This window comes from Parashewanella sp. 2210YD4-3 (assembly GCF_056591735.1).
This window is the reverse complement of sequence record NZ_JBWQOG010000001.1, coordinates 391,494-417,401: the sequence shown is the minus strand read 5'-3', so window position 1 is coordinate 417,401 and position 25,908 is coordinate 391,494. Positions and strand designations below refer to the sequence as shown.

The following is a 25,908-nucleotide window of genomic DNA, read 5'->3' as shown; positions in this document are numbered from 1 at the left end:
CTAAAAAAACAATAGGATCTTCCAATGAAAAAGTGGTTAATTGCTGCAACCATAGCAGCTAGCTTTACTGCTAGTGCCGATGAAGGCATGTGGCAACCTTATCAGCTTCCTTCAATGGCGGCTGAATTAAAAGCAAAAGGCCTCGAAATTGATGCTAAATCGATTTCTAAACTTACTGAGTTTCCAATGAATGCTGTTGTCAGCCTTGGTGGCTGTTCGGCATCATTTGTATCACCAAAAGGCTTAGTGGTGACTAACCATCACTGTGCATATGGCTCAATCGCTTATAACTCTACGGCTGAAAATAACCGTCTTAAAGATGGTTTTTTAGCAAAAAATTATAGCGAAGAATTACCTGCTTCACCGGGTTCTCGCATTTATGTAACTGAGAAAGTGACCAATGTTACCGATCAAGTTAAAGCGGGCCTTGACGGTGTGACTGGTGATGCATTCTATAAAGGCATCGAAAACCATAGAAAAGAGCTTGTTGCTGAATGTGAAAAAGAAGATGGTTACCGCTGTAGTGTGTATAGCTTTCATGGTGGTTTAGAATATTACCTAATCAAGCAGATGCAGATCCGTGATGTACGTTTAGTGTATAACCCAGCAGGCAGTATCGGTAAATATGGTGGTGATATTGATAACTGGATGTGGCCTCGTCATACCGGTGACTTCTCATTCTACCGTGCTTATGTTGGTAAAAATGGTAAGCCAGCAGATTACAGCAAAGACAACGTACCTTATGAGCCAAAGAGCTTCTTAAAAGTATCCGCTAAAGGGGTAAAAGAAGGTGACTTTGTCATGGTTGCGGGTTATCCGGGTCGCACCAATCGCTATCGGACTTCAGTAGAAGTCGAGAACCAGTTTGAGTGGACTTACCCACACAGCAAAGCGTTACGTGAAGATATTATCAATATCATCAAAAAAGCATCGCCAGAAGGTTCAGATGATCGCATCAAGTATGAAAGCACACTGGCTGGTTTAGCTAACTATGCGAAAAACTATGGTTCTATGATTGAGTTTTACGCTAAGTCGCCATTGTTGGCAGATCGTAAAGCTCGTGAAGCGAAACTAACAGCTTGGATTGCACAAGATTCAGCTCGTAAAGCAAAGTATGGTGCAGCGTTAAGCCATTTAGATCGTTTGGTGATGCAAGCTCAACAGCATAAAGAGCGTAACTTGATTTTAGGCTATTTGGGATACAGCAGAATGCTAAGTACAGCAACTCGCTTGTACCGTTTAGCTCACGAAAAGCAATTGCCAGATATGCAACGTGAATCAGGCTATCAAAATCGTGATATGACTCGATTTACTCAAGGTCTACAACGCATTGATCGTAGCTATGCGCCAAAAGTAGAAAAAGCCATCGTATTTGACTTACTTCAGCGTTACGCTAAGTTGCCTAAATCTGAGCGTCTTGACGCATTTGACCAATTCTTTGGTTTAGAAAATGGGTTGAATAAAGCTAAGTTGAAGCAGCGTTTAGATAGCATGTATGCCGCTACTACATTAGCGAACAGTAAAACTCGTCTTGGTTGGATGAAAAAGTCAGTTGCTGACTTTAAAGCGTCAGATGATCCATTCATTCAATATGCTGTCGCAATGTTTGACACCAACATGAAGCGTGAGCAAGAAAGTAAACAACGTGCTGGTGACTTCATGAAGGCGCGTCCACTTTATATGGAAGCCATCATTGCTTATAACCGAAGCCAAGGTAAGCCTGTATATGCAGATGCTAACTCTAGCTTACGTGTCACTGTTGGGCATGTTCAAGGTTACTACCCACAAGATGGATTATACGCTGTTCCATTTACCACTTTAGAAGGTATCGAGCATAAAGATACGGGTAAAGAACCGTTTGATGCGCCTAAGAAGCAGTTAGAGTTGATTAAGCAAAAGAAGTACGGCGAATACTACATGCCAGAAATTGGTTCAGTGCCTGTAAACTTTCTTTCAACACTTGATACCACTGGTGGTAACTCTGGTTCTCCAACCTTAAACGGTAAAGCGGAGCTTGTAGGTTTACTGTTTGACGGTGTATACGAAAGTATCATTGGTGATTGGGGATATGACCCTCAAACTAACCGTTCAATTCAAGTAGATAGCCGTTATATGCTATGGGTGATGAAGTACCTAGATGGTGCTGATAACCTGCTTGAAGAGATGGATATCGTTAAGTAATTCTTTTTACTTTACATAAAAATGCGGCTTGGATAACTAGCCTATAACCATGCAAATCGTCGCACCTGCGAAGGCAGGAGCGACGATTTGCTTTTTGTAAGAAAGGCACTGGTTACCTGCCTTCGCAGGTATGACGTTTTCCGCTATCTGATAGGCATTCGGCTTGGATAGCCGCATTTTATTATTATATTCGTTCATAAGTATCGTCTATTGTCTTACTTAGCTTTGAATACATTTCTTTAATATCTGAACAGTTAAGTTCTAATCCCAGTTCTACCGTTTTTGTTAAATGACCATTCTCACATAGAGGAATGTTTTTTATTTGCTCTTGTGTTTCTTGACTTCTAAACCGATGGTTTGACTCTAAGTTAGAAAGTGCCTCTATGGTTAACTCCATTCCATAACATTTGATAAAGATAGACAGCATAACGGTTGTTCCCCTTGCTTTTCCATACAGCATTTGGGTTAAAGAATCTTTCTTAGCAGTACTCTCACCTATAGCGCGTGTTAAAGGATCAATCCACTGCCCTATGTAATCAGGAGTAATATTTGCAAAAAAATTGCGACATTCCGTCTCGTTGCAATAAAAGACCAGCTTTTCGCCCATCAGTGATAATTGTGAAAACAGCTCATTAGGCATGGTTTGGGCACATAGAAATAAGGGCTTTTTTAAACCTTTTATGGGGGATGACTTTCGTTGAATGCTATTTTGTTGAACGTATTCCCAAAGGCGTAATACATCGGATTTTGTGAGTGCATAGAAAGGTGAAATACTTGATGATGACGGGATGGATGATGCGATCAAGCCTGTTTCCCAAGTATGTGTTCTACTTAATAGCTCAATCAGTAATGAACATTTTGAGTTGCCGTTCGCTTTTAGTGCATTAACCAAAGCTTCTCTTCCGTAGTCTTTGATAAACACGATAAAAAAAAGAGAAGTGCCATGGCCAATATGCAGAGTGGCGGTAGATGTGCAATGAGTTTCTGCTAACCAATAGCTTGGTTCTAATGAGTTCTGGCTTTGCTTAAAAGTAGCGAAATACCCTTTAAATGGTTGATGTTCAGCTGAAGTGAAGTGTTCAAGAACTGAGCGTAACTCTGATTCACTACAAGCGTATACGGCGTTATTTGGAATACAAACATTATGCTGTAATTGGAGAGCGAGGTCTTCAAAGGATGTGGTATCCGTATAATCCAGACAACTAGTGACCATATAAGGTCCTGTCTTTCTTTTGACCGTGATTTCATCTTTAGGGGAAGCGTGCCAATTAGCTTGGGAAGCAGAAGCTTTTACTTCAACTTTGAATGGCTTGTCTTGGTGTGATTGTAAAAGAGAAAGCTCAGAGCTATTAGGCTTTAAGTTAACGTAATTTTGTTGAGAATTTGTTTTTTCTCCAGAAGAGGTAAAACTCTGTGAGCGCTGGCTTTCTCGGGGTGGTGGAGTCTGTGATGTTGCCATAGGCTTATGTTTTCTACCTCTAATGTGAAATGACTGCTTTTGAAAGCTGGGACAATTCGTACTTAGTAAGAGGGAGGGCATAGCGGAGTAAAATGTATTTTTTGTCTCGGTAATAGTTAATAGGTAGAGTCAAACGGGCAAGTTGGCTTGCGATGAGAGCACACTTATGAGTTTGTAATTGTTGGATATTCGCTATAGCAGCTTTAATACCTACCTCTTGAATGAACTTATTTAAAAATAGGCAAGTACCGAACATTAGGGGGGAGTTTGCTACAAATCGCTGAATAAAACTCAAGAAACACTCTGATAAACGGTCACAGACAAACTCACCATATTTTCTTGTCGCGTTAAGTGTACGAGATTGCTTGATAAAACCTTTTAAAAATTCATCTTTAGAGCACAAATAGTAGGCTTGATCTGAAATATCGTCACGACTGTTAAGCTGCTGATACAAATCATAAAAGCTAGTGTCGCAATCAAAAAATAATCCTTCATTATTCACACCAGTAGTTGCCGTATCAAAAGGAATAAATGAAGGAGAGGACGATTGATCTGCAGCTGATACCAACCAATCAACAGCCAGAACGGGCTCTGCTGCTTCTAGGCTATAACTGTCAGGTTCATAGTTACCGCCATCATCAACTGGACTTGGTGCATAGGGGTCTGAAAAAGACCCCGCTAAGTTTGAAATGCTATAAGACATTTAACTGCAATAAAATGATTAAAGGTGGTTGTTAGACACTCCTTTATTGAAAATACTCACCTTAAATACTGATAGTTTCAGATGATTTACTACTTTCTTATTGCAATAATGACTAAAGAAACAAACGCTAATACCATACAGTAAGTTGCTTGTAAGCCAGCCTCAATCGGAGTGATTTTAAAGATAGAGGCGATTAATAAGGCTTGAGCACCAAAAGGTAGCATCCCTTGAACCACACAAGAAAAGATGTCCAGCAAGCTTGCGCTCCGCTTTGGACTGATGCCATGTTTATGAGCTAACTCTTTAGCAATATCTCCCGTCACCACAATTGAAACGGTATTATTGGCAATACAGGTGTTGGTTAATGCCACCATAAACGCAATACAAGCTTCAACTAACTTTGGGGATTTTTCTTTAGCATTTCGTGACAAAGTATCTAATAGAGACTCAACTTTTTGGCAAATAAATTGAAGCCCACCTTGCTGTTGCATCAAGGACGCTAAGCCTCCCACGAGTAATGAGAGTAAGAAGATCTCTTGCATGCTGCTAAAACCACTGTAGATATCTTTTGTGTACTGGATTAAATGATAATCACTGGTAACAAACCCCGTGATCCCCGCCAGCACAATGCCTATGGTCAGCACCACAAATACATTTAGCCCAGAAACAGCCAACACCAAAATGGTTAAATAAGGGATCACTTTTACTAATTCATAGTCCTGAGGCTGTATTTCAACCGTACCACTACCAGCAAATATGAAAAAAATAAGCGTAATGATTGCGGCAGGAATGGCAAAAATCAAATTTTCACGAAACTTATCTTTCATTTCACAACCCTGAGTACGGGTAGCGGCAATGGTCGTATCCGATATGATTGACAGGTTATCACCAAATAAAGCACCAGACATCACAGCGCCTGCCATAAGCAGAGGTGAAATATCCGTTTGGCCTACAACACCAAAGGCAATAGGAGCGACCGCTGCTATGGTTCCCATTGAGGTACCCATAGCAGTCGCAATAAAGGCCGTGATAATAAAAAAGCCAGGAAGCAAAAATTCGGTCGGAATAAACGAGAGCCCAAGGCCAACGGTTGCATCAACACCGCCAGTGGCTTTTGCCACAGAAGCAAAAGCGCCAGCCAACAAATAAATCAAACACATGGTGATGATGTTGTTATGGCCAATACCTTGAATAAAAGTGTCGATGGCTTGATTCAGTTTTTGCTTGGAAAGCAATAGAGCCAGAATGATAGCAGGTAAAATGGCGACAACACTGGGTAATTGATAAAAGGCAAAGTCGATGCCTTGGTTTTGAAAATAAAGACCCGCACCCACAAATAGGGTAATGAACACCAATAATGGAATAAGTGGGATAAAGCTTGGCTTTACAGTGATGATTGAATTATCTGATTGATTCACAATGACTCTCTATATTTTTGGCATCACTATTAATGACAATTTTTTAAGCCAGTGTAAAGTTACAAGATAAAAGTGTCAATCTAGACGTCTAGATGTTTTTTGTTGGGCGAGGCAGATGAGAGGTAGGGTTACGAATTTCTTTAAATATTATTTACGTTACTTCAACCCTTAGTTAATAACCTTCTACTTATACTTATTTAGTATCTCATGTACTGAGTCTTCTATGACCGCCACAGCACAATCTACACAGCCTTATCTAGAACGATATCAAGCTTCGTTGCTGAACTATATGTCAACTTCGCAGCGTGCTCGTTTTGTAAAGCTGAGGGGGATAAGGGTTTCGCAGTTGAAGCAGAAACCTTACTTACAGCGATAAAGTTGGGTGACTGGCACTCAAAAGTTTTTAAAAGTTCTCAAGCCTATGATTCTTTGTTTTATCTCTATGCTAATGGCCACATTGGCTTAACTCAATTTGCTGTTTGCTAAGCCTACTTTGATTGAAGAGTATTTCGTAGCGTTCAATGATGGAGTTGTAAATATCGAAAAAAGAAAAGAACTTTATGAACTTTGCCAAATGGTATTCAAAGAACATCAGTTAGAGTCTTTGTTTCATGGGAAAAAATATAAGTATTTTCATCGGTTATAGGTTAAGTATAAAATGAATCCTTTATTCTAAAACCGAGCAACCGACATGCACGTACATATCCTAGGGATTTGCGGTACCTTTATGGGAGGCTTAGCCTTACTGGCAAGAGCCAAAGGACATAAAGTCACAGGTAGTGATGCTAACGTCTACCCACCTATGAGCACACAGCTTGAGGAGCAAGGTATTGAGCTTATTCAAGGCTTTGATCCTGCTCAGCTGGAAAATGAACTCGGTGAAACGCCAGACCTTATTGTGATTGGTAATGCTATGTCACGTGGTAATCCGTGTGTCGAAGCTGTATTGGATAAAGGTTTACCTTATACTTCGGGACCACAATTTTTATCGGATCACATTCTAGCTGAACGTTGGGTATTAGCGATTGCAGGTACTCACGGTAAGACCTCCACTGCGAGCATGCTGGCGTGGATCCTTGAAGATAACGGCTATCAACCGGGCTTTTTGATTGGCGGTGTTCCGCAAAACTTTGGCGTGTCAGCACGATTAGGTGATTCGGTTTTTTTTGTTGTTGAAGCCGATGAATACGACAGTGCTTTCTTTGATAAACGCTCCAAGTTTGTTCATTACCAGCCCAGAACCCTTGTGATCAATAATCTTGAATTTGATCATGCTGATATTTTTGATTCTCTTGGTGATATTCAGAAACAATTTCATCATGTGATCCGAACCGTGCCCTCAACGGGTAAAGTAATATGGCCGGCTGATATTGAAGCGGTTCAGCAAGTGATTGAAAAAGGCATTTGGAGTGAACAAGAGTGTTTTAAGCAACAACCGAATGCCAGAGGTTGGTATGCAAAATCACTGGCCGATGACGGTCATCAATTTGAAGTGCATTTTGATGGTGAGCTTCAAGGTACATTAGATTGGGCGCTAATTGGTCAGCATAATATCGAAAATGCCATCAATGCCATTGCTGCTGCACGTCATGTCGGTGTTGTACCTATTGCGGCTATTGAGTCTTTAACTCGATTTGATCCGCCAAAGCGTCGTTTAGAACTGCTTGATAATGTCAGTGGCGTATCGGTATATGATGATTTTGCCCATCATCCAACGGCCATTGCGACAACCTTACAAGCTATGCGAGCTAAGGTTGGAGCGCAAAAAGTAACCGTAGTATTAGAACCTCGCTCTAACACGATGAAGTCAGGTGTGCATAAAGCCACATTAGGAAAATCGTTGGCGTTAGCGGATAAAGTTTACTTGTATCAATCGGGCAATGTGGGTTGGTCATTAGACGATATTCGTCAAGAAATTGATGCAGAGGTTATTATTAAAGATAAGGTTGATGATTTGGTGCAACTTATTTGTCATCAAGCCGAGGTGGATGAACATATTGTGATCATGAGTAATGGTGGCTTTGAAGGCCTACACGGCCAGTTAATTGAAGCATTACAAAAAGCGAGGAAGTAAAGCTTGATATCCCAAACCGATAAAGCATCGATAAGCCTAGCGTGGACAGGTGCCTCAGGCGCACCTTATGGTATTAAGCTTTTAGAATGTTTATTGCACGCAGACAAACGCGTGTTTTTGATGATTTCCAGTGCGGCTCGTGTCGTGTTGAATACCGAAAGCGGTATTATGTTAAGTGCCAACCCCAAAAAAGCCAAAGAGCAACTCTTAGTCGCCCTTAATTTGGATGAAGCCCAAATGAAAGGTGAATTGGTGGTACTTGGAAAAGAAGAATGGTTTTCTCCGCCAGCATCAGGCAGTGCCGCACCAAAGCAGATGGTGGTTTGCCCTTGCTCAACAGGCAGTTTAGCGGCCATTGCCACTGGTATGAGTAACAACTTACTCGAGCGTGCTGCTGACGTAGTACTAAAAGAAAAGGGTCAGTTAATCCTAGTGGCACGAGAAATGCCTTTTAATTCAATCCACTTAGAACACATGTTAAATCTAAGTCGTCTTGGTGCCACTATCATGCCAGCAGCTCCTGGTTTTTATCATGATCCCACTTCGGTAGAGGATCTGGTAAACTTTGTCGTGGCTCGCATATTGGATCATTTAGGCGTTGAGCATCAACTCGCTCTACGTTGGGGTTATGAGTCAAAGAACTGATAAGAAATCAGTCGTATTCTACTGTTTGGAAGGTCTATGAAACACACCATTGAAGAAATGATTTCGACTGCTGAAATCGAGACTATGCTTGATCGGCTCGCTGACGAAATTAACGAACACTACAAAGAGCATAAGCGATTGCTTATGGTTGGATTGCTAAAAGGTTCAGCGGTATTTATGGCTGATCTATGTCGCCGAATTCGTGGTCATGTTGAAATCGATTTCATGGCGGTTTCAAGTTACGGCAATAAAATGACCAGCAGTCGTGATGTTCGAATTTTAAAAGATGTTGATTCTGACATCGCAGGGCGTGATGTACTGATTGTTGAAGATCTCATTGACTCAGGCAATACCCTAAATAAAGTCAAAGAAATGTTGATGTTACGAGCACCAAAGAGCTTAGCCATCTGTACTTTGCTGGATAAACCAGAGCGTCGTGAAGTTAATGTTCATGTCGACTTTATCGGTAAAACCATCCCTGACGAATTTATTGTAGGCTATGGTATTGATTATGCGGAGCAGTATCGCAATCTATCTTATATCGCGAAAGTGATACCGCAGGAATAATTCAATCCTAAAAAGACCCTGAATGATTCAGGGTTTTTTATTTCATTTATCCATTAGGAGTAATCATTGGTGACAACCCCGCTTGCCCTAGAATTGAAACAACTTAAAAAGACCTATAAAGGCGGTGTAGAAGCCGTTAAAGGCATCGACTTAAAAGTAGAGCAAGGAGATTTCTTTGCTTTACTTGGCCCCAATGGAGCAGGGAAATCCACAACGATTGGCATCATCAGTTCTCTAGTTCAGAAAACCTCGGGCACAGTGAATGTGTTTGGTTATGATCTTGATACTCAAGTGGTGCAAGCCAAGCTTTCAATCGGATTAGTACCTCAAGAGTTCAATTTTAACCAGTTTGAGCCACTGATTCAGATCCTTATCAACCAAGCTGGCTACTATGGTGTTTCAAAAAAAGAAGCCATAGTTAGAGCTGAAAAGTATTTGAAGTTACTCGATTTATGGGACAAACGTAATACGGCATCTAGACATTTGTCAGGTGGAATGAAACGCCGCTTGATGATTGCCAGAGCCTTAATGCATGAGCCTAAGTTGTTAATTTTAGATGAGCCAACAGCGGGTGTTGATATCGAGCTTCGTCGCTCTATGTGGGATTTTTTAAAGACCATCAACAAGCAAGGGGTCACCATCATTCTGACGACTCACTACCTTGAAGAAGCCGAGATGCTGTGTCGCAATATCGGTATTATTGATAAAGGTGTGCTGGTGGAATGCACCAGCATGAAGAAGTTACTCGGTAAGCTTAATGTTGAAACCTTTGTGTTTGATCTCAAAGATGCGTGTAATGAAACCCCAGATCTTGGTTCAATTCCTTGTAGATTAATCGACAGTCACACACTAGAGGTTGATGTAGAAAAAGCGCATGGATTAAATGACTTATTTGCGCAACTAACTACCCAAGGTATATTTGTGATTTCAATGCGTAACAAAGCGAATCGACTTGAAGAATTATTTGTAGGTCTGCTTGAACAAGCTAAGGACGAAAAATAATGAGAGAATTATATTTTACGGCCTTTAAAAGCATCTTAGGTAAAGAAATTAATCGCTTTACTCGGATTTGGATCCAAACCTTGGTTCCACCAGCCATTACTATGACGTTATATTTCTTGATCTTTGGCAACTTGATCGGCAGTCGAGTAGGACAAATGTCAGGGGTAAGCTACATGGAGTTTATCGCTCCCGGGCTTATCATGATGGCGGTGATCACCAACTCATACTCTAACGTGGCAAGTTCGTTCTACAGTCAAAAATTCCAGCGTAACCTTGAAGAAGTTATGGTGGCACCTGTGCCTTATTTTGTCATGATCGCAGGGTTTGTTGGTGGTGGCGTATGCCGAGGATTAATTGTTGGCGCCATTGTTACAGGTGTGGCGATGTGCTTCGTGGATATTGAATTGCATAATCCACTTCTGGTCGTGCTTTCGGTTGTGCTCACGTCTATCTTATTTGCGTTAGGTGGCTTGGTAAATGCGGTATTTGCCAAGAATTTTGACGACATCAGTATTGTGCCAACATTTATATTAACGCCATTGACGTATCTTGGAGGCGTATTTTATTCACTTTCCTTGCTACCTGATTTTTGGAAAGGTGTATCAGCGTTAAATCCAATCGTCTACATGATCAACGTATTCCGTTACGGGTTCTTAGGTGTGGCTGATATGAGTGTTCCTTTGTCACTGGCCATTATTGTTGGTTTTTGTGTTGGGTTATGGTGTTTGGCGTATTATTTGGTTTCTAGAGGGATTGGGTTAAGGAGTTAACTGTAAAACTTCTACGAAGTTTACAAAGTCGTGGGCTTGCCGCCCACACCTGCGTCAGAGGAAGTTCTCCAGCAAACTCCCTCTAACAACTCCCAATGCCGCCCCAACGAAGCTAAACGTTTCCAATGTGATTGAATAAATGCCTAACGGCTCTGATGGTACATCCATGTACCCCAGAGCCTAGCCCAACGTCCATGTTGGGCTTACGTCATTTTTTCATTCAATCACATTTGAAACAGCTTCGAGGGGGAGTGTTGTAGTCTGCAAGGGAGTTTGTTCGTCACACCTGCGAAGGCAGGTGTCCAGTGCCTTTAGTCTTTTTAAAGCAAGAATTTTTGCAAAATTCTAGAAAGTCGTGGGCTTTCTGCCCACACCCGACCAAGAAAGGGGTCACCAGCAACCCCTCTCTTGGAGCTCTCCTTGCCGCCCCAACGAAGCTAAACGTTTCCAATGTGATTGAATAAATGCCTAACGGCTCTGATGGTTCATCCCTGAACCTCAGAGCCTAGCCCAACGTCCATGTTGGGCTTACGTCATTTTTCATTCAATCACATTTGAAACAGCTTCGAGGGGAAGGTTGTGTTGTAGCCTGTAAGTGCCTTGTGACTTTACTTTTTAAAGCAAGAATTTTTGCAAAATTCTAGAAAGTCGTGGTACTGCGTACCACACCGCCAAAAGGGGACGCCTTCAGCTGCGTCCCCTTTTGATTCCCCTGAGCCGCCCCAACGAAGCTAAGCGTTTCCAATGTGATTGAATAAATGCCTAACGGCTCTGATGGTACATCCATGTACCTCAGAGCCTAGCCCAACGTCCATGTTGGGCTTACGTCATTTTTTCATTCAATCACATTTGAAACAGCTTCGAGGGGGGAGTGTTGTAGTCTGCGAGGTTTTTGTAGTAGTCCAAAACTATCCTAAACACATCATGTATTAGCACAGACAATTCTGTTTTATTATTAGAGTTAGTATATGATTGCTCTTATTTTTTTCGAAATTTTGATATGAGATTTACTAAGTTACATTTTAAAAAAGTGGCGATTTTTACTGTGATGGTGTTGAGCTTTATTTTGGGTTTAGTGTGTTTTCCTTTAATTGACAGCTCTTTAAATAGTGGTTTCAAAAACTTTTTAGAAGAAAATTTAAATTGGTCTTTGTTTGATTGGTCTTTAATTGTTGCTTCAGTTTCAGCCTTAGCTACGGCTACAGCAGCTATTTATACAGCAAGGGCAGCTCAAGCAGCTGAAATGAGTGCAAAACAATGGCGGCATCAAGCTGTTTACGACAAATACCTAGATAAAGCAATCAATGCACGAGGTTCACTGACATTTATAAAAAAACAATTTGAAAAAATAGAGAGCGGAGGAAGTTTCGTATTAGATGACTTAGATATTGAATCTGTTGATGAAGAAAAAAAGCAGTTGGCTCTGACAATATGGGCTGAAGAAATGGCAAAGGAATTAACGACTGTACTTGATGAGCATATGCGGCAGGCGACTCAAAATTTGCACCATGCTTATGCCCTTTCTTTAGAGTACGTTAATAAAAAAGGAATTGATTCAGTGCAGTTAGAAAACCTTATAGATGTTCTGAACCAGAGCCTAAAGTTATACCGTGCAGCTTCTGCTGAGGTAATAGATTGCACATTAGGTGAAGAAAACTACTTGAGTAGTATTGATAAATTTCTGTTAAATGATACTAAAAACTATGTACTTTTAAGAAATGTAATTAATTCTATAACACTAATAAATGAATTTTTAACTCATAAAATTATTCACCCAAATGAAGGTAAATGGGATTTATCTAGTAAGCTTATTACTGATCATATAAATGCAAATATCGCTCATCTATCCTCTAAAAGTTAATTGTTGAGTGGTCTTAAATCGAAGAGACACCCCAGTCCCCTTGAAGCTGTTTCGGTGAAAATTGAATAACAAAATGGCGTGAGCCTGACATGGATGTCAGGCTAGGCTCTGGGGTACATGGATGTACCATCAGAGGCGTTAGGCATTTATTCAATTATCGCTGAAACGTTCAGCTTCGTGGGGTGGCACGGGGAGATGCAAGAGGGGATTTGCTGATGAATCCCCTCTTGTGCGGTGTGGTGTGCAACACCACGACTTTCTAAGCTTCGAAGAAGCTTTGCTTTTATGACCAAAACCAAGAAAAGAAGAAGTCACTGGATGCCTGCTAACAACATGCAGGCATGACGGTAGAATTTCCAAAGTGTCACTGGATGCCGACTACCAGCACGTAGGAATGACATTCAAATCGACACTTTTAAGTTATCAAACTTACCAACAATTTTCTGTATACTCATTCCCTTACCAACCACAACAGCAAAGGACAACAATGACCCAAGGCACTTTTTATTTAATGCAGTCAAACAGCACTGAACAAGACTTGCGTCATTTTATCTGTCAGCTGATAAAGCAACATTATCAGCAGCAAAAGCGTCTTTATCTACACTGTGGGACAAGAACTCAAGCTCATGAGTTAGATGATTTATTGTGGTCATTTGAACCAGATACTTTTATTCCTCACAATCTCAAAGGAGAGGGATTAAAAGACGGTTCGCCAGTAGAAATTGGCTTTGATCAACAAGCTCAAATAAAAGATTACGATATTCTGATAAATCTTGCAGACCAAGCCCCTGCTTTTGCGGTAAACTTCCCTCAAATTATTGACTTTGTTGCGGCTGATGAAAATCAAAAAGTCATCGCTCGCGAACGTTTTCGCCAATATCGTTCTATGAATATTGAACTCAATACTCAAAATCAGAACGGTTAGCTAAGTGTGTTGCTGTAGAAGATCTCAGTCGATGCACAGAAGAGCAATAGTACGATAAGACAACCGTCCGTGACAGGACGTCACGGTCGTCAGCACAAGGATGTGTGTTTCAGTTGTCGTTCGTACTATTGCTCTTTCAAATCCGCTTAACAACACATATTGGCACGAACCCAATTTAGCTTTTAAAAGACGAATTCCCATGGAAAAAACATACGATCCTCAGTCTATAGAACAATCTCTTTACCAAAACTGGGAAGAGAAAGGTTATTTCAAGCCGCATGGTGATACCAGCCAAGGCAACTACTCGATTATGATCCCGCCGCCGAATGTGACAGGTAGCCTGCACATGGGTCATGCATTCCAAGACACCATTATGGATACCTTAACGCGCTACCAGCGTATGAAAGGTAAAAATACCTTATGGCAAGTCGGTACTGACCATGCGGGTATCGCTACCCAAATGCTGGTGGAACGTAAATTAGAAGCTGAAGAAGGTCAATCTCGCCACGATCTTGGCCGCGATGCTTTCATCGACAAAGTATGGGATTGGAAAAAACAATCTGGTGGTAACATCACTCAACAACTTCGTCGTCTTGGTGCGTCTGTAGATTGGGAACGCGAACGTTTTACCATGGACGAGGGCTTATCAAAAGCCGTTCAAGAAGTGTTTGTTCGTCTATATGAAGATGATTTGATCTACCGTGGTAAGCGTTTGGTGAATTGGGATCCAAAACTGCACACCGCGATTTCAGACCTTGAAGTTGAGAACAAAGAAAAGCAAGGCAGCATGTGGCACTTGCGTTATCCATTAGCGGATAACGAATTAACCGCTGACGGTAAAGACTACCTAGAAGTGGCGACGACTCGCCCAGAAACCATGTTAGGTGACAGTGCGGTTGCGGTTCATCCTGATGATGAGCGTTACCAAAACCTGATTGGTAAGTTTATTCTGCTGCCAATCGTTAATCGTCGTATTCCTATCGTTGCCGATGACTATGTAGACATGGAGTTCGGTACAGGTTGTGTGAAGATCACGCCTGCTCACGACTTTAATGACTACGAAGTCGGTAAGCGTCACCAGTTGCCAATGTTCAATATCTTGACCATTGATGCTGCTATTCGTAGCGAAGCTGAAGTGGTGAACACTGACGGTACTATCAATAAAGACATCGACGGCAGCCTACCGCAAGAATTTGCAGGTATGGAACGTTTTGCGGCTCGTAAAGCGATCGTTGCTGAGTTTGAGCGTATTGGTTTACTTGAAAAAATTGAGCCACATGGTCTTAAAGTGCCTTATGGCGATCGCTCAGGCGTGGTTATTGAACCACTACTGACTGACCAATGGTACGTCGCGGTTGCGCCAATGGCGAAAACGGCTCTTGAAGCAGTAGAAAACGGCGACATTAAGTTTGTTCCGCAGCAGTATGAAAACATGTACTTCTCTTGGATGCGTGATATTCAAGACTGGTGTATCTCTCGTCAGTTGTGGTGGGGACACCGCATTCCAGCTTGGTATGACCAAGCAGGTAAAGTCTACGTAGGTCGCACTGAAGCCGAAGTTCGTGCTAAGCACGAATTAGATGATTCAGTGGTACTTCGCCAAGACGATGACGTATTGGATACGTGGTTCAGTTCGGCGTTGTGGACGTTCTCTACTCTAGGTTGGCCAGACAATTTAGAAGATCTAAAAACCTTCCACCCAACCGATGTATTGGTAACGGGTTTTGACATCATCTTCTTCTGGGTAGCCAGAATGATCATGATGACCATGCACTTCATTAAAGATGAAGACGGCAAGCCACAAGTACCGTTCAAAACCGTTTATGTGACCGGTCTTATCCGTGATGAGGCAGGCAATAAAATGTCTAAATCTAAGGGGAACGTACTTGACCCGCTAGACATGATTGACGGAATCGATCTTGAGTCTCTAGTGACTAAACGTACTGGCAACATGATGCAACCTCAGCTTGCGGCTAAGATTGAAAAGAGCACTCGTAAAGAGTTTGCTGAAGGTATCGAAGCACACGGTACCGACGCACTTCGTTTCACATTAGCAGCAATGGCATCAACGGGTCGTGACATTAACTGGGACATGAAGCGTCTAGACGGTTACCGCAGCTTCTGTAACAAGCTTTGGAACGCATCACGTTATGTATTGATGAATACAGAAGGCGAAGATTGTGGTTTCGACGGCGGCGAAATGGAGTTTTCTCTGGCTGATCGTTGGATCTCAGGTCTGTTTAACGAAACTGTGAAAACGTTTGATGATCACATCAACGCTTACCGTTTCGACTTAGCGGCAAACACCGCGTATGAGTTCACTTGGAACCAGTTCTGCGATTGGTACTTAGAACTGACTAAGCCAGTATTGAACAACGGTACTGAAGCACAAAAACGTGGTACTCGTCATACGCTTATCACTGTGCTTGAAGCGATGCAGCGTTTACTGCACCCAATCATGCCATACATCACTGAAACCATTTGGCAGCGTGTTAAGCCATTAGCGAAAGCTGAAGGTGACACCATCATGCAAGCGGCCTTCCCTGAGTTTGATGAAACTCAAGTGGACGAGCAAGCCATGGCAGACCTTGAGTGGGTTAAGCAAGTGATTGTTGCAGTACGTAATATCCGTGCTGAGCTAAACATTGCGCCTTCTAAGCCGCTGAACGCATTGCTTAAGAATGTATCTGAGCAAGATAAAGCCCGTTTAGAAGCAAACCAAACTTTCTTCACTACGCTTGCCAAGCTTGAGTCAATGACGGTTCTAGCCGCTGACGACAAAGCGCCAATGTCGACTACGGCATTAGTGGGCGAGATGGAACTGTTGATCCCAATGGCTGGTTTGGTTGATGTGGCCGCTGAGATGGCACGCATCGACAAGCAGCTTGAAAAGCTCGTGAAAGAAGTTAGCCGTATTCAAGGTAAGCTTTCTAACGAAGGATTTGTTGCTAAAGCACCTGCCGTGGTTATTGAAAAAGAACGTACGAAGCTAGCGGATCTTGAGCGTGACATGGAAAAGCTTCAAGAAACTAAAGCTGAATTTGCCGAACTAGAAGTATAGGTATTAATTAGCCCAGTTCTTTAACTGGCTGATTGAAAAGGTGTTCGAGAAAATAAAGCGACTCAGTTACTGAGTCGCTTTATTTTATGAATTGCATCTATCCAAAATACAGGTAAGCTCTGTGCCATTTTGCAATAACTGGAACGCAGTATGTCTGATAAATTTTTCTTCAAAGGTCGTCAAACACCAAAGCCAGCGTATGGTGAGAGTGGATATAACACGAAGCGTGTCGTTAAATTAGGAACTCCCGCATTACCATTGTCGTTAACGGTAAATTCTGTTCAACGTAAAAATGAAATACAAGCCATAGTTGCGCAGCATGGTTTCTCTGCCAATATTGAAATTGATGCTGAGTTGAGTGAAAACATAACTCAACTAGATGTCTTGCTAAGTAAGCCCAAATCAACCCGAGTAGAAAATAAACCCAATCGCAATCAACCTTGTCATTGCGGCAGTGGAAAAAAATATAAAAAATGCTGCGGTTGAGCATATCAAGCTCATTCCATGGATGGAATTTTCTGTATTTTTAGTCTGCTTTAGCTATCTTTCCTCGAACTCAAGTTTCGATTGATTTTTCATAGCCTTTTATATTTCATGCAAAATAAGGTGCATTGATTATTTGCTTGAATACCAAACTTTCATTTCTGTATTTACTGGTGATTTTCCGATTAGAGTGGACGATTAAGAAACTTCATTGTTGCTATTAAGCTCGACCTTATACCAATTACAGTAATTAAATGCTCGACTCAGAGCTACGTATGCGCACAAAGTACAAACGAAATTGGTGAAGACATAGTTGTTCTACGTTGAGACAATTTTGTGCAGTAATTTTTGCGCATACAAGCTCCCGAAGGGCAAGGCTAAAGGCTTCCATTACTGTGTTGCATGTTCTCGAATTAACCCGTTAGTACTTCGAACATGCGCCTTGTACTGAAAACCTTTAGCTCTTGCTGAGTGAGAGATTAATTACTGTAATTGGTATTACCTTTATTTCAATCCGAAACGCTCTCTGTCATATCTGCTTTGTTTTATGTTGTTCAGTGTGTCTTCAAGGTTTATTTGCTAGGTTGCCCAAATACGAGTTCTAATTTGAAGAAATATGATGTCCATCAAAATGAATCCAGCAGTATTATTGAGTTCACTTTTTGTGTGTTTCAGCTTTTTATTGAGCACATATGCTCTTGCCGAAGGTACTGAAACGAGTCAGCAAAGGATGCTTTGCATTGGCGCAAATAACACTAATTATGAACATTTAGAGTCTGCAAACTTTTTTTGCTATTTAAATGGAGAAAGAAAAACCTATACTGGAATTGGAAGTATCACCTCTGAAGGTTGGAACCCATTGAATTCTTCAATTTCAGTAAATGCAACTATGAATGAAGTCTTTAAAGAGTATAACTCGCGAATTACTGTTATTTTTGAAAAAAGCGCAAGCTGATTTACCCATTAAAAAACAAAGTAGAATTTGTAGCACTTAACACATAATTTGTCATAAGTTTCTGGTATAAAGGCTGTTCATTCGAACTGCCTTTTTTTGTTGGATAGAGATATAAATGGAATTAACCACACTGACTCAAATTTTGCTTCCATTAGCCTTAGCCATGATGATGCTGACGCTTGGGTTGAGCTTATCTCTTCACGACTTTAAGCAAGCACTGCTTAATCCAAAACCTTTTATTCTTGGTGTTACGCTTCAGTTGCTGTTATTACCCTTAATTGCTTGGTTGCATATTATAGTGGTTGGTAAGTTCATTGAATTGCCATTATTGATCACTGCTGGGCTCGTGATTTTGGCTGCGTGCCCGGGGGGGGCTACCTCTAATTTAATTGCTTATTTACTTGGCGGTAATGCTGCTTTATCTGTCAGCATGACGGCGTTAGTTAGTTTAATAATGCCTTTAATTTTGCCATTTACACTTTCATGGCAGTTATCTTGGCTAGGCGTTGAATCGCAGGTTAATTTGCCCTTTCTTATCACTTTGAAAAAGCTGTTGTTGATCACCATTGTTCCTGTGATTATTGGAATGATTATCAAGGCATGTTTTAAAACGGGAGTTAAGAAAGCGGAGCCTTTTATTTCCCGTATCGCCAGCGGCTTATTTTTAGCGTTAGTGGTATTTATGGCATTGTATTTTCAGCAAGATTTATTGAAATCAGGCTGGTTAATGGTGCTACTGTGTTTAACCTTCTCCATTATTGCGATGTGTGCCACCCAATTCATTTGCAAGCAATCCAAATTAAGCTTTAAAACTCGCAGAACTTTATTCGTTGAAGTTGGTATTCAAAATGCGGGAACAGGGATGTTTATTGCTGCAGCAATACTCAAACAACCTGAATGGGCATTATTACCTATGACATATGGTTTAGTAATGAATATACCCATTATTTTATTATTTGTGCGAGATAAAATAGGGACTAACTGAAAACCATAGCTTTAAGCCATGGTTTCAATATCATCTTTTGGGGATGGTTGAGATTGTGATATAGATTTTTTGTAGCGAATTATCTTCTTTAAAATCAGTATCACTTACAATACCGTTCCAAAAATTATTTTGTGCTTTGAGCGTTTGTATATCATGAGCGTCTTTATTTAAAAACCATAGGGTTTCACGATCAGATGATTTTAGAAGTAGATGATGTTTTTGTTCTTGTTCTGGAGATTTACTGAGCAACGCGGCTGTGCTTGAAAAAGCTCTAATGGAAACGGGCAAAAATTTTGAAAATTGCGCTAGGGCCATATCACTTCACCTATACTGAATGCTTTATTAAGGGTAAATGGTATCGTATACCTCCAAGTCCACTTAGATTAATTGGCACTATTTAAGTACATTTTCTTAATGACTCCATGCATTTTTCATTGTTGTTGACAAGCACTACATGACCTTTATTTTCCATCAGTGGGCAGATGGCACTGCAATCAATTAATCCCGAATTATCGTAGATAAATAATTGTCCTGAAAAGTTAGGGTTTAAGTTTTGTAGCCCATTTAACTTAGTGAGGTTAGGTAAGTCATCAATAGTCAATTGACCGCTCATATCGGTGAGGTTTTGTAATCCATTCAGTGAAGATAGATTGTTCATATCAAACAACCCAAATTGGCCATTAATTTTGTTTACCGACTTTAAAAAGTCACTATTAGAAATCTTATTATCCTCACTTAACGAAATCGCGCCATTAAGTTGGCCGTCTGGTGTGGACAAGTCGCCAATGGCTTGTAGGTTTGGGTTGCTATTAGCTTGATAAATCCAAGGTAAGGTTTTATTCAATGCATCAGAAGCACTGGGGATACCTTGTAAGTTTGGATTATTTTGGACAAAGACATAGCCAGCCACACCTTTGGCATTCAGTGAGCTAATATCCTTTAAACGAGTATTTCTTACCAATATTAGGCTCTTAAAGTGAGTAAGGTGCTCGACACCATTTAGATTTATTAGTCCTTGGTTGGCTTCGATGTCCAGTGAAGCTCCAACGAAGGACAAATTTGTCAAATCACTTAAATCAATTAAGTTTTTTGTGTCGAGAATGACTAAGCTGCCGTTAATGGATTCTAGTTCCGACAGACCGCTCAAATCTTTCACTTCATCACTATCAATAATGATTGAGCTTAAAAATTCCTTACACCCTGAAAATCTGTGCTTAAAGGTATCAACATCGTTTTGGTTGTTCAGAAACAGTTTTGTATCAGGGCTGCCACAACTAGCTATAGCTGGTTTTTGGGCAAAGTTATTTTGTTGATGCAAAGGAGAGGCAGAAGCATAGAGGGTGCAAAAGTAAAAGAGGATTGCGAGGTATTTCATGGTGTTCACCTTCAATCAACAATATAAGAAAAATGAATGTGAATAATTACTACGATAAGTCTGCCGTAGTTATTAAAAACAAAAAAGGCATATTTTCGAGATCATCCAATTAATTAGGCATATGAATACAGCCATAGGTTATTAAAAGAAGTGTTAATTTTGTATATTTTATGCAAGTATGTTTTTTGAACATGATTGAATAATAAAAAACAACTTAAAGGATCAATTATGGAAAAGGACAATTCGACATCTGGCAATGATTTAAGAGAAGTAAAACAGCTAGGAATGTGGGCATCTATTGCCAGCTTGAGCTATGTCTTTTGGTTAGTTGGTGGCATGGAAGTCGTTGAGCGTTTAGCTTATTACGGCGTTAAAGCCAGTGCTGGACTTTATGCTAAAGCTCCTGCATCGGAAGGCGGACTGGGTATCAGCCTTGGGGATTACGGCATCATCTTATTTTGGTGGGCCATCATGCAAACTTTTATCCCAGTGTTCACTGGCGGTATTTCAGATAGAGTCGGTTATAAAGAAACCATTTTTGCCTCAACCATTGTCAAAATTGCTGGCTACTTAGTCATGGCCTTTTATCCTTCTTTCTGGGGCTTTTTTATTGGCGCAATGCTATTGGCTGGTGGCACGGGCATTTTCAAGCCGGGGATTCAAGGGACATTAGTGATGTCTACTAATCGAAATAATACTTCGATGGCGTGGGGCATTTTCTATCAGCTGGTCAATATTGGTGGCTTTCTTGGCCCACTATTAGCGGCTCACATGAGGCAACTGGCGTGGGAAAACGTATTTTTTGCTTGTGCCATTATTATTTCCTTAAATTTTTTACTGCTGCTTGCATACAAAGAACCGGGTAAAGAAGAGCGTTTAGCTCGAATGGCTCAAGTGAAAAGTGGTGAGTTACAACAAGAGGTCTTATGGAAAGACGCTTGGAATGAGCTTAAAAAGCCCATTGTCATTTATTACATGCTGGTGTTCTCAGCCTTTTGGTTTATGTTCAATTCACTATTTGATGTGTTGCCTATTCATATCGAAGAGTGGGTTGATACTAGCGTGATTGTTTCCAGTATCTTTGGCGGTGAAACCCCGAGTGTGTTTTGGCAAAAAGTAATGGCGATGGATTTTTCGGGCACCAAAATTTTACCTGAAGGGATGATCAGCATTAACTTTGCTTTGATCATGACCACTTGCTTTCTTATTGCGGGATTAGCGTCAAAGTTTCGAGCCACTAATGCCATGTTGATTGGCTGTATTCTCTGTATTGCATCGTTTGCCATTATTGGTTTTTATACGGCTGCTTGGGTAATGGCGTTTGCCATTGTCTTGTTTTCAGTAGGTGAAATGATGATTAGCCCGAAGAAGAACGAGTTTATGGGTAACATCGCGCCAGAGGGGAAAAAAGCGATGTACCTTGGTTTTGTGATGCTACCTCAAGGGATTGGCTGGGGACTTGAAGGTTATTTTGGCCCTAAACTCTATGAATGGTATGCATCAAAAGAGCTGTTTTCCCGTGAGCTATTAGTTGAACGTGGAATGTCAATTGAGAAAATGGAAGCGATACCCCAAGGTGAAGCTTTTACCACTTTAGTAAGCTTTACTGGTGAATCTGCGCAGGACTTAACGTTGTTTTTGTATCAAACCCATAATATTGGTTTGGCTTGGTACATAATGTCAGCCATAGGGTGTATTTCTGCGGTTGGCATTTATTTTTATGGCAAGTGGTTACTGAAACTACAGCGTAGCTAATCTATCCCTTTTCGTGAAAACTGCGTTGATGTTCTCATTTTTACTCATGTAAAATCCGTGATGGCCGTTTTAGTGATATATACTCGACATATTTTTATTCTCGCAGAAACCTTATATCTACGAGTATCATGACTAAATAACAACAAAAATAACCATAAGGATTAATTATGGGTAATGGGAATGCTACATCGGGCAATGATTTGCGCGAAGTAAAACAATTGGGCATGTGGGCTTCAATTGCTAGCCTCAGTTATGTGTTTTGGCTGGTGGGCGGTATGGAGCTGGTTGAAAGGCTTTCATACTATGGCGTAAAAACAACTGCTTCGTTATATGCCCAAGCACCTGCTTCTGAAGGTGGCTTAGGTATTAGTCTTGGTGATTACGGTATTATTATGTTTTGGTTTGCAATAACCCAAACTTTTGTGCCTGTATTTACTGGCGGTATTTCAGATCGTGTTGGCTATAAAGAAACAATTTTTGCCTCAACTATCATAAAAATAGCGGCTTATTTAGTGATGGCGTTTTTTCCATCATTTTGGGGCTTCTTGATTGGTGCCATGTTATTGGCTGGTGGCACAGGGATCTTCAAACCGGGTATTCAAGGTACTTTGGTGCTTTCTACCAATCGTAATAACACCTCCATGGCTTGGGGCTTATTCTATCAAATTGTAAATATTGGTGGATTCTTAGGTCCTATCGTTGCCGCATATATGCGTCAGCTATCATGGGAATATGTATTTTTCACCTGTGCCGCCATCATTTCTTTAAACTTCTTATTATTACTTGCTTATAAAGAGCCGGGTAAAGAGCAGCGCTTGGCTCGTATGGCACAAATTAAGAGTGGTGAAGTTAAGCAAGAAGTGCTTTGGAAAGATGCTTTACATGAGTTGAAAAAGCCAATTGTGATCTATTACATGTTGGTATTTTCTGGTTTCTGGTTCTTATTTAACTCGCTTTTTGATGTGTTACCTATTCATATATCAGAGTGGGTAGATACCAGTGTGATCGTCAGTAGTTTGTTTGGTGGTGAAACCCCTAGCGCATTCTGGCGAGGTTTATTGGCAATGGATTTTGCGGGTACCAAAATTTTACCTGAAGGGCTGGTAAACATTAATGCAGCGTTGATTATGACTTGCTGTTTCTTGGTTGCGGGTTTGACGGCAAAAGTCCGAGTGACCACAGCCATGTTAGGTGGTTGTTTGTTGAGTATTTTTGCATTCCTTTTAATTGGGTCGTACCACGCCGCTTGGATCATGGTTTTTGCGATTGCTATGTTCTCTTTCGGCGAAATGATGATTAGCCCGAAAAAGAATGAGTTTATGGGTAACATTGCGCCAGAGGGCAAAAAAGCCATGTATCTTGGCTTTGTTATGCTACCGCAAGGCATTGGCTGGGGATTAGAAGGCTATTTTGGTCCTAAGTTGTATGAGTGGTATGCCTCTAAGGAACTGTTTTCTCGTGAGCTATTAGTTGAGCGTGGGATGTCAGTGGCTAATATGGAAAAAATTCCTCATGGTGAAGCATTCAAAACCCTTGTCAGTTATACAGGTGACACGCCACAGGCGTTGACTCAATACTTGTATGAAACCCATAATATCGGAATGGCTTGGTATATCATTGCCGCTATCGGTTCGATTTCTGCAGTAGGTATTTTTGTCTACGGTAAATGGCTATTAAACTTGCAAAGACAGCAAGGGTAATCCAGTTTTTGCTATTTCAGTGCAAGCATAAAGCTGGAGGTTATGTCGTACCTGCTAAGGCAGGTACCTAGTTACTTTGTCCTAAATAGAGATAAAGCCACTTGATGCCTGTCTACGCAGGCATGACGATTCAATGTAAAAGCCGAGTTTTTGCACTCGGCTTTTTTCTGTATAATCAATTTCTTTTTTTTAAGTGTAAATGAATCAATGAGTCAACGTGTTTTTTCGTTAGCCAATGAAGACGAAACTGTGACTTTAGGTCGCCAACTCTCAACTTTGATCACTCCACCTTTGACTGTGTACCTAACAGGGGATTTAGGTGCTGGGAAAACCACATTTTCTCGGGGGTTAATTCAATCGCTTGGTCATCAAGGGGCAGTAAAAAGCCCTACTTATACGCTTGTTGAGCCTTATGAATTATCATCAATGCGAGTGTTTCATTTTGATTTGTATCGATTAATGGACCCAGAAGAATTGGAATTTATGGGGATCCGCGACTATTTTTCTGATGATTGTTTGTGTATTGTGGAGTGGCCTGATCGTGGTCACGGCTTATTGCCAGAAGCTGATGTACACTTACATATTGATTATATGGAAGAGGGGCGAACAATGAGAATGGATGCAATTACCGCAAAAGGTAAAGAACTACTAGAACAATTAAAATAATATGTCGATAAAAGCTTACTGTAAACAATTCATTTTATTGGTGTTGTTAACGCTGCCTCTGCAAGTGGTCGCGGCCAATAATTTAAAAAGTGTTCGAATATGGGCGGCACCTGATTCAACACGAGTGGTGTTTGATCTCAGCAGTAAGCCCAAATTTAATGATTTTACCCTTTCTAAGCCTGATCGCTTGGTTATCGATTTATCCAACAGTAAAACTAAGCTCAATTTCAGTAAGATTAAAAATAGCAGTAAGCTGATCAAACGAATTCGCATCAGTAAGCCTCCTAAAAAAAGCACCTTAAGAGTGGTTATTGACCTGAAAAAGTCAGTAAAAGCAAAACTATTCTCACTTAAGCCAACTGCGCCGTATGGAAACCGTTTGGTAATCGATTTAGAACCTTCGGTAAAAACAGCCAAAAAAATTATTCACCAACCTAAAAAAGCATTGAGAGATATCATTATTGCGATTGATGCTGGTCATGGTGGTGATGATCCTGGTTCAATTGGTCCTTCTGGCATGCATGAGAAAAAAGTAGTGCTACAGATTGCCAATCGACTCAAGACTCTGATTAATAAAACTCCGGGTATGAAAGCCGTCATGACGCGCACGGGAGATTACTTTGTTAATCTGAATCGTCGCAGTGAAATTGCTCGTAAGCAAGAAGCTGACTTATTAGTGTCGATTCACGCTGATGCTTTTACAACGCCTCAACCTCGTGGCGCATCAGTCTGGGTGCTAAGAAAAGGTCGGGCTGAAACCGAAATGGGTCGCTGGTTGGAGCAAAAAGAGCGTCATTCTGAATTGTTGGGCGGCGCGGGTGAAATAATCCAAAATACTGACAGTGAGCAGTACTTGGCAAGAGCGCTTATTGAAATGGTTTCCGATAAATCCTTGACCATTAGTCATACCGTTGCCAGTGATGTACTGAAGCAAATGGGTCGTGTGACTAAACTTCATAAAAAACACACTGAGTCCGCTGGTTTTGCTGTTTTAAAATCACCCGATATTCCCTCAATTTTGGTAGAAACCGGGTTCATCTCTAATCCTAAAGAAGAGCGTTTGCTTCGTTCTAATAACCACCAATACCGGCTCGCGAATGCAATCCATAAAGGCATTTATCAATACTTTAAGAAAAATGCACCGTCTGATACTTTGATAGCCAGTAAATCTTCTCTTACTTATAAAGTTGTGAGAGGGGACTCATTATCTAAAATTGCTCAGCGTTACCAAGTTTCTGTAAGCAGTATAAAAAAAGCCAATAAGTTGAGGTCAAATACCGTTAGAATCGGTCAAAATCTCACAATTCCACGTAGCTAAGGGAA

22 protein-coding genes are annotated in these 25,908 nt (G+C 40.9%); 16 read left to right on the top strand and 6 right to left on the bottom strand.

The window, feature by feature from the left end:
• The first annotated feature begins 24 nt into the window (after nucleotides 1–24).
• Nucleotides 25–2,181 carry a S46 family peptidase gene (locus AC1EU0_RS01810; protein WP_480300172.1) on the top strand — a complete coding sequence of 719 codons (2,157 nt, stop codon included), beginning with the start codon at nucleotides 25–27 and terminating at the stop codon, nucleotides 2,179–2,181.
• Nucleotides 2,182–2,365: 184 nt separating this feature from the next.
• On the opposite strand, the gene AC1EU0_RS01805 is transcribed toward AC1EU0_RS01810, so the two are convergent.
• The 3 genes from AC1EU0_RS01805 to AC1EU0_RS01795 all read right to left on the bottom strand — a co-directional run bounded on the left by AC1EU0_RS01805 (nucleotide 2,366) and on the right by AC1EU0_RS01795 (nucleotide 5,761).
• Nucleotides 2,366–3,640 carry a hypothetical protein gene (locus AC1EU0_RS01805; protein WP_480300171.1) on the bottom strand — a complete coding sequence of 425 codons (1,275 nt, stop codon included), beginning with the start codon at nucleotides 3,638–3,640 and terminating at the stop codon, nucleotides 2,366–2,368.
• Nucleotides 3,641–3,659: 19 nt separating this feature from the next.
• Nucleotides 3,660–4,343: a hypothetical protein gene (locus AC1EU0_RS01800; RefSeq protein WP_480300170.1), complete on the bottom strand. Its 684-nt coding sequence runs from the start codon at nucleotides 4,341–4,343 to the stop codon at nucleotides 3,660–3,662.
• An 89-nt stretch (nucleotides 4,344–4,432) separates the two neighbouring features.
• Complete coding sequence (locus tag AC1EU0_RS01795; protein WP_480300169.1) at nucleotides 4,433–5,761, bottom strand: Na+/H+ antiporter NhaC family protein; 1,329 nt, start codon at nucleotides 5,759–5,761, stop codon at nucleotides 4,433–4,435.
• A gap of 691 nt (nucleotides 5,762–6,452) precedes the next feature.
• Between AC1EU0_RS01795 and mpl the strand changes: the two genes are divergently transcribed.
• The 5 genes from mpl to AC1EU0_RS01770 all read left to right on the top strand — a co-directional run bounded on the left by mpl (nucleotide 6,453) and on the right by AC1EU0_RS01770 (nucleotide 10,819).
• A complete protein-coding gene (gene mpl, locus AC1EU0_RS01790) occupies nucleotides 6,453–7,835 on the top strand; it encodes a UDP-N-acetylmuramate:L-alanyl-gamma-D-glutamyl-meso-diaminopimelate ligase (RefSeq protein WP_480300168.1) in 1,383 nt (460 codons plus the stop codon).
• 3 nt (nucleotides 7,836–7,838) lie between these two features.
• A complete protein-coding gene (locus AC1EU0_RS01785) occupies nucleotides 7,839–8,480 on the top strand; it encodes a flavin prenyltransferase UbiX (protein WP_480300167.1) in 642 nt (213 codons plus the stop codon).
• A 36-nt stretch (nucleotides 8,481–8,516) separates the two neighbouring features.
• Nucleotides 8,517–9,047 (top strand): hypoxanthine phosphoribosyltransferase, encoded by a 531-nt coding sequence (gene hpt, locus AC1EU0_RS01780; protein ID WP_480300166.1) that lies wholly within the window; start codon nucleotides 8,517–8,519, stop codon nucleotides 9,045–9,047.
• Between the two features lie 66 nt (nucleotides 9,048–9,113).
• Complete coding sequence (locus AC1EU0_RS01775; protein ID WP_480300165.1) at nucleotides 9,114–10,049, top strand: ABC transporter ATP-binding protein; 936 nt, start codon at nucleotides 9,114–9,116, stop codon at nucleotides 10,047–10,049.
• A complete protein-coding gene (locus AC1EU0_RS01770) occupies nucleotides 10,049–10,819 on the top strand; it encodes an ABC transporter permease (RefSeq protein ID WP_480300164.1) in 771 nt (256 codons plus the stop codon). The genes AC1EU0_RS01775 and AC1EU0_RS01770 overlap by 1 nt, the downstream gene beginning before the upstream one ends.
• Before the next feature lie 640 nt (nucleotides 10,820–11,459).
• Here AC1EU0_RS01770 and AC1EU0_RS01765 read toward each other — a convergent pair.
• Entirely contained in the window at nucleotides 11,460–11,606 is a 147-nt protein-coding gene (locus AC1EU0_RS01765; protein WP_480300163.1) for a hypothetical protein, read from the bottom strand.
• A gap of 213 nt (nucleotides 11,607–11,819) precedes the next feature.
• On the opposite strand from AC1EU0_RS01765, the gene AC1EU0_RS01760 reads away from it, so the two are divergent.
• From AC1EU0_RS01760 to AC1EU0_RS01735, 6 genes are all read left to right on the top strand, one after another.
• A complete protein-coding gene (locus AC1EU0_RS01760) occupies nucleotides 11,820–12,680 on the top strand; it encodes a hypothetical protein (protein WP_480300162.1) in 861 nt (286 codons plus the stop codon).
• Between the two features lie 487 nt (nucleotides 12,681–13,167).
• Nucleotides 13,168–13,605, top strand: coding sequence for a DNA polymerase III subunit chi (locus AC1EU0_RS01755; RefSeq protein ID WP_480300161.1), 438 nt, complete (start codon nucleotides 13,168–13,170; stop codon nucleotides 13,603–13,605).
• A gap of 199 nt (nucleotides 13,606–13,804) precedes the next feature.
• Entirely contained in the window at nucleotides 13,805–16,666 is a 2,862-nt protein-coding gene (locus tag AC1EU0_RS01750; protein ID WP_480300160.1) for a valine--tRNA ligase, read from the top strand.
• A gap of 150 nt (nucleotides 16,667–16,816) precedes the next feature.
• The gene (locus AC1EU0_RS01745; RefSeq protein WP_480300159.1) at nucleotides 16,817–17,152 is read left to right on the top strand and encodes a PBPRA1643 family SWIM/SEC-C metal-binding motif protein; all 336 of its coding nucleotides are present in this window, start codon (nucleotides 16,817–16,819) and stop codon (nucleotides 17,150–17,152) included.
• A gap of 628 nt (nucleotides 17,153–17,780) precedes the next feature.
• The gene (locus AC1EU0_RS01740; protein WP_480300158.1) at nucleotides 17,781–18,104 is read left to right on the top strand and encodes a hypothetical protein; all 324 of its coding nucleotides are present in this window, start codon (nucleotides 17,781–17,783) and stop codon (nucleotides 18,102–18,104) included.
• A 115-nt stretch (nucleotides 18,105–18,219) separates the two neighbouring features.
• Entirely contained in the window at nucleotides 18,220–19,089 is an 870-nt protein-coding gene (locus tag AC1EU0_RS01735) for a bile acid:sodium symporter family protein (protein WP_480300157.1), read from the top strand.
• A 30-nt stretch (nucleotides 19,090–19,119) separates the two neighbouring features.
• Here AC1EU0_RS01735 and AC1EU0_RS01730 read toward each other — a convergent pair whose 3' ends face one another.
• Both AC1EU0_RS01730 and AC1EU0_RS01725 read right to left on the bottom strand, forming a co-directional pair.
• The gene (locus AC1EU0_RS01730) at nucleotides 19,120–19,404 is read right to left on the bottom strand and encodes a hypothetical protein (RefSeq protein WP_480300156.1); all 285 of its coding nucleotides are present in this window, start codon (nucleotides 19,402–19,404) and stop codon (nucleotides 19,120–19,122) included.
• An 82-nt stretch (nucleotides 19,405–19,486) separates the two neighbouring features.
• Nucleotides 19,487–20,464 (bottom strand): hypothetical protein, encoded by a 978-nt coding sequence (locus AC1EU0_RS01725; RefSeq protein ID WP_480300155.1) that lies wholly within the window; start codon nucleotides 20,462–20,464, stop codon nucleotides 19,487–19,489.
• Between the two features lie 228 nt (nucleotides 20,465–20,692).
• Here AC1EU0_RS01725 and AC1EU0_RS01720 point away from each other — a divergent pair, with 228 nt between their 5' ends.
• The 4 genes from AC1EU0_RS01720 to AC1EU0_RS01705 all read left to right on the top strand — a co-directional run bounded on the left by AC1EU0_RS01720 (nucleotide 20,693) and on the right by AC1EU0_RS01705 (nucleotide 25,903).
• Entirely contained in the window at nucleotides 20,693–22,219 is a 1,527-nt protein-coding gene (locus tag AC1EU0_RS01720; protein WP_480300154.1) for an MFS transporter, read from the top strand.
• A 167-nt stretch (nucleotides 22,220–22,386) separates the two neighbouring features.
• Nucleotides 22,387–23,919, top strand: coding sequence for an MFS transporter (locus tag AC1EU0_RS01715; protein ID WP_480300153.1), 1,533 nt, complete (start codon nucleotides 22,387–22,389; stop codon nucleotides 23,917–23,919).
• A gap of 207 nt (nucleotides 23,920–24,126) precedes the next feature.
• The gene (gene tsaE, locus AC1EU0_RS01710; RefSeq protein WP_480300152.1) at nucleotides 24,127–24,585 is read left to right on the top strand and encodes a tRNA (adenosine(37)-N6)-threonylcarbamoyltransferase complex ATPase subunit type 1 TsaE; all 459 of its coding nucleotides are present in this window, start codon (nucleotides 24,127–24,129) and stop codon (nucleotides 24,583–24,585) included.
• A gap of 1 nt (nucleotide 24,586) precedes the next feature.
• The gene (locus tag AC1EU0_RS01705; protein WP_480300151.1) at nucleotides 24,587–25,903 is read left to right on the top strand and encodes an N-acetylmuramoyl-L-alanine amidase; all 1,317 of its coding nucleotides are present in this window, start codon (nucleotides 24,587–24,589) and stop codon (nucleotides 25,901–25,903) included.
• The last annotated feature ends 5 nt before the right edge of the window (nucleotides 25,904–25,908 follow it).

Excerpts from the sequence above, each read along its gene's own strand:
- AC1EU0_RS01810 (WP_480300172.1), top strand. The coding sequence starts at position 25 with ATGAAAAAGTGGTTAATTGCTGCAACCATAGCAGCTAGCTTTACTGCT.
- AC1EU0_RS01805 (WP_480300171.1), bottom strand. The coding sequence starts at position 3,640 with ATGGCAACATCACAGACTCCACCACCCCGAGAAAGCCAGCGCTCACAG.
- AC1EU0_RS01800 (WP_480300170.1), bottom strand. The coding sequence starts at position 4,343 with ATGTCTTATAGCATTTCAAACTTAGCGGGGTCTTTTTCAGACCCCTAT.
- mpl (WP_480300168.1), top strand. The coding sequence starts at position 6,453 with ATGCACGTACATATCCTAGGGATTTGCGGTACCTTTATGGGAGGCTTA.
- hpt (WP_480300166.1), top strand. The coding sequence starts at position 8,517 with ATGAAACACACCATTGAAGAAATGATTTCGACTGCTGAAATCGAGACT.
- AC1EU0_RS01770 (WP_480300164.1), top strand. The coding sequence starts at position 10,049 with ATGAGAGAATTATATTTTACGGCCTTTAAAAGCATCTTAGGTAAAGAA.
- AC1EU0_RS01765 (WP_480300163.1), bottom strand. The coding sequence starts at position 11,606 with ATGGATGTACCATCAGAGCCGTTAGGCATTTATTCAATCACATTGGAA.
- AC1EU0_RS01760 (WP_480300162.1), top strand. The coding sequence starts at position 11,820 with ATGAGATTTACTAAGTTACATTTTAAAAAAGTGGCGATTTTTACTGTG.
- AC1EU0_RS01755 (WP_480300161.1), top strand. The coding sequence starts at position 13,168 with ATGACCCAAGGCACTTTTTATTTAATGCAGTCAAACAGCACTGAACAA.
- AC1EU0_RS01750 (WP_480300160.1), top strand. The coding sequence starts at position 13,805 with ATGGAAAAAACATACGATCCTCAGTCTATAGAACAATCTCTTTACCAA.
- AC1EU0_RS01745 (WP_480300159.1), top strand. The coding sequence starts at position 16,817 with ATGTCTGATAAATTTTTCTTCAAAGGTCGTCAAACACCAAAGCCAGCG.
- AC1EU0_RS01740 (WP_480300158.1), top strand. The coding sequence starts at position 17,781 with ATGAATCCAGCAGTATTATTGAGTTCACTTTTTGTGTGTTTCAGCTTT.
- AC1EU0_RS01735 (WP_480300157.1), top strand. The coding sequence starts at position 18,220 with ATGGAATTAACCACACTGACTCAAATTTTGCTTCCATTAGCCTTAGCC.
- AC1EU0_RS01730 (WP_480300156.1), bottom strand. The coding sequence starts at position 19,404 with ATGGCCCTAGCGCAATTTTCAAAATTTTTGCCCGTTTCCATTAGAGCT.
- AC1EU0_RS01725 (WP_480300155.1), bottom strand. The coding sequence starts at position 20,464 with ATGAAATACCTCGCAATCCTCTTTTACTTTTGCACCCTCTATGCTTCT.
- AC1EU0_RS01720 (WP_480300154.1), top strand. The coding sequence starts at position 20,693 with ATGGAAAAGGACAATTCGACATCTGGCAATGATTTAAGAGAAGTAAAA.
- AC1EU0_RS01715 (WP_480300153.1), top strand. The coding sequence starts at position 22,387 with ATGGGTAATGGGAATGCTACATCGGGCAATGATTTGCGCGAAGTAAAA.
- tsaE (WP_480300152.1), top strand. The coding sequence starts at position 24,127 with ATGAGTCAACGTGTTTTTTCGTTAGCCAATGAAGACGAAACTGTGACT.
- AC1EU0_RS01705 (WP_480300151.1), top strand. The coding sequence starts at position 24,587 with ATGTCGATAAAAGCTTACTGTAAACAATTCATTTTATTGGTGTTGTTA.